Origin of the sequence: Nocardioides stalactiti (genome assembly GCF_014180715.1) — a bacterium.
Classification (GTDB): Bacteria; Actinomycetota; Actinomycetes; order Propionibacteriales; family Nocardioidaceae; genus Nocardioides; species Nocardioides stalactiti.
Genome location: NZ_JACEFC010000184.1, coordinates 1 through 5,365, shown reverse-complemented (window position 1 = coordinate 5,365; position 5,365 = coordinate 1). Strand labels below are relative to the sequence as shown.

The window sequence follows — 5,365 nt, the reverse complement described above, 5'->3', positions numbered from 1 at the left end:
GCGGGTCCGGCGACCGAAGTGTGCGGGTTCGGCGGCTACTCGGCAGCGGCGCGCCGGAGGGACTCGGAGAGGCGCTCGGCGGCGGCGAGGACGGCGGGGGCGTGCATGCGGCCGGGCTGGCGGGAGAGGCGCTCGAGGGGGCCGGAGACAGAGACCGCGGCGATGACCTTGCCGCCGGGGGAGCGGACGGGCGCGGAGACCGAGGCGACGCCCTGCTCGCGCTCGCCGACGGACTGGGCCCAGCCGCGGCGGCGGATGGCGGAGAGCTCGGCGGCGGAGAACGCGGCGTTCTGGAGGCCGCGGTGGATGCGGTCCGGGTCGTCCCAGGCCAGCAGGACCTGGGCGGCGGAGCCGGCGCGCATGGTCAGCTGCGAGCCGACCGGGATCGTGTCACGGAGGCCGGACGGGCGCTCCGCTGCGGCGACGCACACGCGGTGGTCGCCCTGGCGGCGCCAGAGCTGGGCGGACTCGCCGGTGATGTCGCGCAGCCGCGCGAGCACCGGACCGGCGGTGGCGAGGAGGCGGTCCTCGCCGGCGGCGGCGGACAGCTCGGCCAGCCGCGGGCCGAGGACGAAGCGGCCCTGCATGTCGCGGGCCACCAGGCGGTGGTGCTCCAGCGCGACCGCCAGCCGGTGGGCCGTCGGGCGCGCCAGTCCGGTGCCGGCGACCAGGCCGGCCAAGGTGGCGGGCCCGGACTCCAGGGCCGTGAGAACCAGGGCCGCCTTGTCCAGCACGCCCACGCCGCTCGAGTTGTCCATATGCCGATACTGCCATCTCAGATCATGGGATGCAAGCGTAGGCTTCATCTCAGTGAGTCGGAAGGACGACGAGACCCGTCACCGGACGACCGCGATCAAACCCTGATCAGCACGGATCGAGAGAAGGAGCGAGGTCATGGGCAAGACCCTGGCGGAGAAGGTGTGGGACGAGCACGTCGTCCGGTCAGTCGAGGGGGAGCCCGACCTCCTCTACATCGACCTCCACCTGATTCACGAGGTCACCAGCCCGCAGGCCTTCGACGGCCTGCGTCTCGCCGGCCGCCGGGTACGGCGTCCCGACCTCACGCTGGCGACCGAGGACCACAACGTCCCGACCCTGGACTGGGACCAGCCGATCGCCGATCCGGTGAGCAAGACCCAGGTCGACACCCTGCGCAAGAACGCCGCCGAGTTCGGCGTCCGGCTCCACCCGCTCGGCGACGTCGAGCAGGGCATCGTCCACGTCGTCGGCCCGCAGCTCGGCCTGACCCAGCCGGGCATGACGATCGTGTGCGGCGACAGCCACACCAGCACGCACGGCGCGTTCGGCGCCATCGCCTTCGGCATCGGCACGTCCGAGGTCGAGCACGTCCTCGCGACCCAGACCCTGATGCAGGCCAAGCCGAAGACCATGGCGGTCACCGTCAACGGCAGCCTGCCGGAGGGTGTCACGTCCAAGGACCTGATCCTCTACCTGATCGCCCAGACCGGTACCGGTGGCGGCCAGGGCTACATCGTCGAGTACCGCGGCGAGGCCATCGAGGCGCTCTCGATGGAGGGCCGGATGACGGTCTGCAACATGTCGATCGAGTGGGGCGCCAAGGCGGGCATGATCGCGCCCGACCAGACCACCTTCGACTACATCGAGGGCAAGCCCGAGGCGCCGAAGGGTGCTGAGTGGGACGCCGCGGTCGCCCACTGGAAGACGCTCGTCACCGACGCGGACGCGACCTTCGACAAGGAGATCGTGATCGACGCGGCCGACGTGACGCCGTTCGTCACCTGGGGCACCAACCCGGGCCAGGGTGTGCCGCTGGGCGCCAACGTCCCGAGCCCCGAGGACTTCGCGGACCCGAGCGACAAGCTCGCGACCGAGAAGGCCCTGGAGTACATGGGCCTGACCGCCGGCACCCCGATGCGCGAGGTCAAGGTCGACACCGTCTTCGTCGGCTCCTGCACCAACGGCCGGATCGAGGACCTGCGCCTCGCCGCCGAGATCATCAAGGGCCACAAGGTCGCCGAGGGCACCCGCCTGCTGGTCGTCCCGGGCTCGGTCCGTGTACGGCTCCAGGCCATGGAGGAGGGCCTCGACCAGGTCTTCATCGAGGCCGGCGCCGAGTGGCGTGGCGCGGGCTGCTCGATGTGCCTCGGCATGAACCCCGACACCCTCGCTCCCCAGGAGCGCAGTGCCAGCACGTCCAACCGCAACTTCGAGGGCCGGCAGGGCAAGGGTGGTCGCACCCATCTGGTGTCCGTCCCGGTCGCGGCGGCCACCGCCGTCCGCGGCACGCTCTCGTCCCCCGCCGACCTCGAGACCGTGGAGGCCTGAGTCATGGAGAAGTTCACCTCCCACACCGGTACGGCGCTGCCGCTGCGGCGCAGCAACGTCGACACCGACCAGATCATCCCTGCGGTCTACCTGAAGCGGGTGACCCGCACCGGCTTCGAGGACGGCCTGTTCGCCGCCTGGCGCAACGACCCGGAGTTCGTCGCCAACAAGCCGGAGTACCAGGGCGTCAGCATCCTGGTCGCCGGCCCCGACTTCGGCACCGGCTCGTCGCGCGAGCACGCGGTCTGGGCGCTCATGGACTACGGCTTCAAGGTCGTGCTCTCGAGCCGCTTCGCCGACATCTTCCGCGGCAACTCCGGCAAGGCCGGCCTGCTCTCCGTCCCGGTCGACCAGGACGTCATCGAGCAGCTGTGGGCGATGATCGAGGCCGATCCCACCACGCAGGTCACCGTCGACCTCGAGGCCCGCACGGTCACCGCCGGTGACCTCACCGCGGAGTTCCAGATCGACGACTACACGCGCTACCGGCTGCTCAACGGTCTCGACGACATCGGCATCACGCTCGGCAACGAGGGCGACATCTCCGCCTACGAGAACGAGCGGCCGACCTGGAAGCCGGTCACCCAGCACGCGTGACCCGGGCATGAGCTAGACAGCGGCGGACAACCGTCCGAAGGCGCTCCGGTGGAACACCAGCGGGGCGCCTTCGTCGTTCCCGACCCCGGCGCCGTGCTCGACCGCGTGGAGCAGCAGCAGGATGATCGTGTGGTCTCCGGCCTCGACCTCGCGATAGATCGAGCAGTCGAAGCGGGCCAGTCCCTCGTCCAGCGTGACCGCGCCGTCGTCACTCACCGTGACCGGCACCCGGTCGAAGCGCCGGGCCACCGGTCCGGCCAGCTGGCGGCAGACCTCGCCGTGGTGCTCAGCCAGCACCGTGAGGCCCAGCCGCTCGGCCCGGCGCAGGTCGGGCCAGGTCTTGGAGGAGTTGGCGACCGACACCGACACCAGCGGCGGGTCGAGGCTGACCGACGTGAAGGAGCTCGCCGCGAGCCCGACGAGCGCGTCGTCGACCTCAGCCGCGACCGCGACCACCCCGCTGGGGAAGCTGCCGAACGCGGCCCGGAGCCGGGCCGGGTCGAGGTCCTGGTTGGTGCTGATGCCGGACAGGATCGTCATGCGGTGGCTCCTCGGGGGTGGGTGAGCAGGGCAGTGATCGCGGGGCGGGCGCCGACGAGCCAGTCCGCGTACGCCGCGGGGTCGTCGTGCGCGCTGTCGAGGACGTAGAGCCCCGGCGTCGGCACCAGGGCGCCGAGGTGGGAGAGCAGCGGGCGCAGCCCGGTCTCGGGCGCGAGCGCGTGCGCCGGCCCGGCGCCGAGCATGAGCGGTACGGCGACGCCGGCGAGCTGTCCGACCGAGAACCGGTCGAGGAACAGCTTGAGCAGCCCCGTGTAGGTCGCCTTGTAGGTCGGGCACGCCACCACGACGAGGTCGGCGCGGCCCACCGCGGCGACCAGGTCGTTGACGCTGGTCGCGTGCCAGTCCACGAGCTCGGCGCCGATCGTGGCGAGGTCGACGACGAGGTCGGGCTCCTCACCCGTCAGCTCGCGCACGACGTACGACGCCGCGGCCAGGGTCCGGCTGCCGGCCTTCGGGTTGCCGACGACGACGGCCGTCGTGGGGCGGGCTGCGGTGCTCATGAGGCTGCCCGTCCGGCGGTCGCGAACGGCACGGCCGCGTTGCGGTGGCGCTGGGGGCGCGGGTCCTTCCACAGCCCACGCTCGGCGAGGATCGGCAGGACGCCCTCGCCGAACCAGTACGCGCCCTCGAGGTGCGGGTAGGCGGAGAGGATGAACTCGTCGATCCCGAGCGCGGCGTACTCCGCGATCCGGTCGGCGACCTCCTCGTGGCTGCCGACGAGCGCCGTCCCGGCGCCGCCGCGCACCAGCCCGATGCCGGCCCAGACGTTGGGATAGACCTCGAGGTTGTCGATGCTCCCGCCGTGCAGCGCCAGCATCCGGCGCTGCCCCTCGGACTCGCTGCGGCGCAGGCCGTCCTGGACCCGCTGGATCGCGTCGTCGGGGATCTGGGACAGCAGGCGGTCCGCCTCGGTCCAGGCGGCGGTCGCGGTGTCGCGGGTGATGGTGTGCATCCGGATCCCGAACCGGATCGGGCGCGACTCGTCGCGGCCCTCCTCGGCGGCGAGGGCGCGGATCCACGCGATCTTCTCCGCCACGGCGTCGGGCGGCTCGCCCCAGGTCAGGTAGACGTCGGCGTGCCGCGCCGCGACCCTCCCGGCGGCGGGTGAGGACCCGCCGAAGTAGATCGCGGGCACCGGGTCGGGGATCTGGTCCAGGGAGGCTCCCTCGACGGACAGGTGCTCGCCCTGGAAGTCGACCACCTCCCCGGCCCACAGCCGACGGACGACCTCGAGGAATTCGTCGCACCGGGCGTAGCGCTCGGCCTTGTCGAGGAAGTCTCCGTACATCCGCTGCTCGTGCGGCTCGCCGCCGGTGACGACGTTGAGGAGCAGCCGCCCGCCGGTGAGGTTCTGGAACGTCCCGGCCATCTGGGCGGCGAGGAACGGCGCCACCAGGCCTGGCCGGAACGCCACGAGGAACTGGAGCCGCTCCGAGGTCTGGCTGAGCATCGCCGTCGAGAGCCAGGCGTCCTCGCACCAGGCGCCGGTCGGCGTGAGCGCGGCCGCGAAGCCGTTGTCCTCGGCGGCGCGCGCGACCTGGGTGAGGTAGGCGACGTCGCCGGGGCGACCGGAGGAGCCGGGAGAGACGCCGTGGCCGCCGCCGACGACGTGCCGGCCGTCGCCCCCGTTGGTCGGGAGGAACCAGTGGAACGTGAGTGACATCAGGGTCCTTCCGAGACCTAGAGCTGGCCGTGCCGCGGGGGGAAGGTGCCGTCGATCGCGTAGCGACCGAGGTGCTGCACCTTCCAGGCGGCCGGGTCGTGCAGGGTGTGGGTCCGTGCGTTGCGCCAGTGCCGGTCGAGGACCAGTGACGCGAGGGCGGAGCGGGTGCCGCAGACCTCGAACAGCCGGCTCCCGGCGTCGACCGCCGCGACGGTCGTCGCCGCGCGCGCGGCGGCG

Annotated in this window: 6 protein-coding genes and 1 pseudogene; 2 read left to right on the top strand and 5 right to left on the bottom strand. The window is 72.3% G+C overall.

The window, feature by feature from the left end; translation table 11 throughout:
• Positions 1–35 precede the first annotated feature (35 nt).
• Entirely contained in the window at positions 36–758 is a 723-nt protein-coding gene (locus H0487_RS21625) for an IclR family transcriptional regulator (protein ID WP_109696101.1), read from the bottom strand.
• A 136-nt stretch (positions 759–894) separates the two neighbouring features.
• On the opposite strand from H0487_RS21625, the gene leuC reads away from it, so the two are divergent.
• Entirely contained in the window at positions 895–2,307 is a 1,413-nt protein-coding gene (gene leuC / locus H0487_RS21620) for a 3-isopropylmalate dehydratase large subunit (RefSeq protein ID WP_183096285.1), read from the top strand.
• A gap of 3 nt (positions 2,308–2,310) precedes the next feature.
• Positions 2,311–2,904, top strand: coding sequence for a 3-isopropylmalate dehydratase small subunit (gene leuD, locus H0487_RS21615; RefSeq protein ID WP_183096284.1), 594 nt, complete (start codon positions 2,311–2,313; stop codon positions 2,902–2,904).
• A gap of 12 nt (positions 2,905–2,916) precedes the next feature.
• Here the strand turns inward: leuD and H0487_RS21610 are convergent, their stop codons facing one another.
• From H0487_RS21610 to H0487_RS21595, 4 genes and pseudogenes are all read right to left on the bottom strand, one after another.
• Positions 2,917–3,444: a flavin reductase family protein gene (locus tag H0487_RS21610; protein ID WP_183096283.1), complete on the bottom strand. Its 528-nt coding sequence runs from the start codon at positions 3,442–3,444 to the stop codon at positions 2,917–2,919.
• A complete protein-coding gene (locus H0487_RS21605; RefSeq protein WP_183096282.1) occupies positions 3,441–3,965 on the bottom strand; it encodes an NADPH-dependent FMN reductase in 525 nt (174 codons plus the stop codon). Before H0487_RS21605 ends, H0487_RS21610 begins: the two co-directional genes overlap by 4 nt.
• The gene (locus H0487_RS21600) at positions 3,962–5,128 is read right to left on the bottom strand and encodes an LLM class flavin-dependent oxidoreductase (RefSeq protein WP_183096281.1); all 1,167 of its coding nucleotides are present in this window, start codon (positions 5,126–5,128) and stop codon (positions 3,962–3,964) included. The genes H0487_RS21605 and H0487_RS21600 overlap by 4 nt, the downstream gene beginning before the upstream one ends.
• A 17-nt stretch (positions 5,129–5,145) precedes the next feature.
• Positions 5,146–5,365, bottom strand: a pseudogene (locus H0487_RS21595) (SfnB family sulfur acquisition oxidoreductase); the annotation flags it as partial.

Coding starts and splice junctions, on each gene's coding strand:
- H0487_RS21625 (WP_109696101.1), bottom strand. CDS start 758: ATGGACAACTCGAGCGGCGTGGGCGTGCTGGACAAGGCGGCCCTGGTT.
- leuC (WP_183096285.1), top strand. CDS start 895: ATGGGCAAGACCCTGGCGGAGAAGGTGTGGGACGAGCACGTCGTCCGG.
- leuD (WP_183096284.1), top strand. CDS start 2,311: ATGGAGAAGTTCACCTCCCACACCGGTACGGCGCTGCCGCTGCGGCGC.
- H0487_RS21610 (WP_183096283.1), bottom strand. CDS start 3,444: ATGACGATCCTGTCCGGCATCAGCACCAACCAGGACCTCGACCCGGCC.
- H0487_RS21605 (WP_183096282.1), bottom strand. CDS start 3,965: ATGAGCACCGCAGCCCGCCCCACGACGGCCGTCGTCGTCGGCAACCCG.
- H0487_RS21600 (WP_183096281.1), bottom strand. CDS start 5,128: ATGTCACTCACGTTCCACTGGTTCCTCCCGACCAACGGGGGCGACGGC.